Genomic DNA, 2,969 nt, shown 5'->3' with positions numbered 1-2,969 from the left:
GGTCTCGAGGAACTCCATCACCACGGCGTCGACGGCCGCGTTACCGGTGCGAAAGGTGCCGTGTTCGCCGCCGCCGACGACGACCAGCGTCCCGTCGAGCGTCTCGACGACCCGGTGGGCGCCGGCGATAGGAGTGACCGCGTCCTTCTCCGAGTGCAGGACGAGCGGCTTCTGATCGAGGTCTTCGCCGTTCGGCTGGATGGTGCGCGCGACCGGCGCCCAGCCCACACAGTCGTCACCGGCGGCCTCGGCCGCGGCGCGGGTGGTGAGCTTGTTGCCGCCCGTGTGCCGGTCCGCCTTTGCAGCCATGACGCCCAGCTCGTTGGGCGGCGAGGAGGTCTCGTTGCAGGTGATAATCGCGTTCATCTCGATGTCGGTGCGGAAGACCGGGGAGCGGCTCTCCTGCGCGGCGATGATCTGCGCGGCCGTCGGGTAGTCGACCCGGGCGATGTTGCCGCCGTCGTTGTAGTACTTGAGCATGTGCGCCAGCATCGGCCACGCCTGCTCGGAGTAGGTCGCGCCCACCGTGGCGTCGTACAACCCGGTGGTGGCGTTGTTGGTCAGACCCTGCAGCGCGACGGCGCGGCCGAAGCCCTCGACGCGCGCGAGGGTGGGCGCGGTCCCGTTGATGGTGTCGATCGCGGGCCGCTCGAGCGCGGTGCCCCGCAGCTCGACGGGCAGGTCGCGGGTCTCGGCCGGGGGCGGGGTGAGGTTGGCGGGGCCCCCCACCTCCTGGTCGGTCACCCACTTCCAGGAATGGAACACCTTGAGCGGGGTATCGCCGAGGCCGTAGTAGTCGTCGCGCTCGGCGATCCACGAGAAGATGTCGTTCAGGCGCCGCTCCTGGGCGAGCGCGCCCTGCTCGGCCTGCTGGGACCACCGCCAGTCGGGGTGGGTGTTGGAGTCCAGCACCATGCGGCCGGTGTGCTCGGGGAACAGGGTCGCGAAGTCGGTGCCGATCGCGGTGCCGTAGGACACGCCCACGTAGTCGATCTCCGCGAGCCCGAGCGATTCGCGGACGGAGTTCATGTCGCGGGCCGCGTTCTCGGTGGTGAACGAGGCCATGTAGGCCGGGTCGGTCCCGAAGCAGGCGTCGTGGAGAGCGTTGGCGGTGGTGGGGCCGACGAAGGCGACGTCACAGGTCATCGGGTTGGAGCCGTAGAGGCCACGCGGCTGCACGGCCACGAGGTCGTGGTTCTCGTACAGGCCGGCGGGCGCGGTGCCGTCGAATGCGGGGCTCCAGAAGTTGAGCGCGTAGTTGCCGGGGCCGCCGGGATTGCCGAAGACGGCCGACCGGGCCTGACCGGAGGAGGCCTTGATGCGGGTCAGCGCGACCTCGGTCCGGGCGCCGTCGGGCTGGCTGTAGTCGACGGGGACCTCGACGGTCCCGCACTCGAGACCGGCCGGCACGTACTCGGCCTCGATCCCGAGCATCTCGGTACAGTCCTGCCACTTGACCGGGGCGGCGGCAGCCACCCCGGTACCAAGAAGAGCGATCGCGCCAACGACCGCGGTGGTGCCAACGAAAGTGCTAGACGGCTGCACCGATCCCCGATTCCATGTTCTGTAGATGACTACCAGACGAATCGGACGCCGCGACCGCTCAAGTTCACGAGCGTCACAAGCGTCCGAACCGCTCCAAATGTAGCCTGTGTCCGGTGCCACGCAGCACCAACTGGCACCGACTCAGGGAACCGTCATCCGATCGTTACCGCGAGCGGGCTTCGTGCCAGAAAAGTGCAGGCAGAAGTGGATATATCACTGTTCATGCCGGCGGTCCCGGGACACGACCGCGAGCGTCGCCGACACCATCGCGAGGCCGGCCGAGAGCGTAGCCGCCAGCAGCAGCCAGGGTTCGGTATAGGTCCGCAGGATCACGCCGTCGACGGGCGGGTCGACCTCGGGCGGCCGGACGGCCACGAGGTCGCGCGACAGCCACCACAACACCACCGCCAGGAGCGCGGCGGTGACGGCGATGACGGCGTGGCGCCGGGCGGTCACGCCGGATCCGAGGCGGTACCTGAGCCTGTGCCCGTGCCCGTTCCGACGGAGCGGACCGCGGCCTCGAGAGCGGAGTGCAGGGCAGCCGGGTCGCGGGTCCAGGCCCGGACCTCGGCACCTGTGTCCAGGCGCAGTCCCACGGAGCGCCGGCGCCGGGGGATCTCGCGGAGCTCCCCGAGTGTGCGGGCGGTCTCCCACGAGGCCTCGGGGCGGCCGTCACCGGGCAGTGGCAAGACCTCTTCTACGCGGTCGAGTTCGAGTTCCTCGGTTCCCTGGATGTACGTGGTCGGTGTGAGCCGGACACGACCGTGGACGCGGGTGGCGGCGATCATCACCCCGTGGCACATCGCCGCGGCGATCGCGCAGACAGTGAGCATGAGCCAGTGGACGGGTGCGCCGGCGATCAGCTCGAACACCGCGGCGCTCGCGCAGAACAGCGGCGCGGCGAAGATCCAGGCCCAGCTCCACCCGTCTTCGGCAAAGAGGATGGGGCCCTCGGGTTCCGGCCCCGGGCGGTCAGGCTCACTCGCCGGCACGGGCACCGCCGCCGGTCGTGAACTTCATGGCCTCGGCGGTGTGCTGACGCCATACGGCGGTTGCGGCGCACAGCCCCGCGAGGATCTGCAGCGAGATCACGACAAAGGTGACGATCTCGCCGCGCTCCCCCGCCACGGCGACTCCACCGAACACGCCGATCACCACCGAGACCGCGTCCACCACGAGGAAGATCGCGACGATGTCGAGCATCGTCCGGGCCCAGCCCTTTCCCGCCCGCAGCCGGAAGGCCAGCCACACGGTCACCACGCTGACGAGCACCGCCAGGACGGCGCCCACGATCCGGGCCATGCCGAACAGCGCCTCGATGGAGATGTCGGTGCTCCCGGCGGTCTCGACGGCGTCGCGGAACGCGTCACGCGTGGCCGGGGGCAGGTCGCCGAACCGGGAGGTGGCGGCGTTGAGCAGCATCC

The 2,969-nt window shown here is 70.1% G+C and carries 4 protein-coding genes; all 4 read right to left on the bottom strand.

Translation table 11 applies throughout. From position 1 onward, the window contains the following. Window positions 1-1,476, bottom strand: a 1,476-nt coding sequence (locus G6027_RS12705) for an alpha/beta fold hydrolase (RefSeq protein ID WP_182637497.1), incomplete at its 3' end; no start/stop codon positions are given. A gap of 282 nt (window positions 1,477-1,758) precedes the next feature. Continuing rightward, window positions 1,759-2,001, bottom strand: a complete 243-nt coding sequence (locus tag G6027_RS12700; protein WP_182637496.1) for a hypothetical protein — start codon at window positions 1,999-2,001, stop codon at window positions 1,759-1,761. Further along, window positions 1,998-2,537, bottom strand: a complete 540-nt coding sequence (locus G6027_RS12695) for a hypothetical protein (RefSeq protein WP_182616255.1) — start codon at window positions 2,535-2,537, stop codon at window positions 1,998-2,000. Before G6027_RS12695 ends, G6027_RS12700 begins: the two co-directional genes overlap by 4 nt. Beyond that, window positions 2,524-2,969: hypothetical protein (locus G6027_RS18905; RefSeq protein ID WP_241727091.1), on the bottom strand; the 446-nt coding region annotated here is incomplete at its 5' end. The genes G6027_RS12695 and G6027_RS18905, both read right to left, overlap by 14 nt.

This window comes from Dietzia sp. SLG310A2-38A2, from assembly GCF_014145095.1.
Lineage (GTDB): Bacteria > Actinomycetota > Actinomycetes > Mycobacteriales > Mycobacteriaceae > Dietzia.
This window is presented reverse-complemented; position numbering and strand designations above follow the sequence as displayed.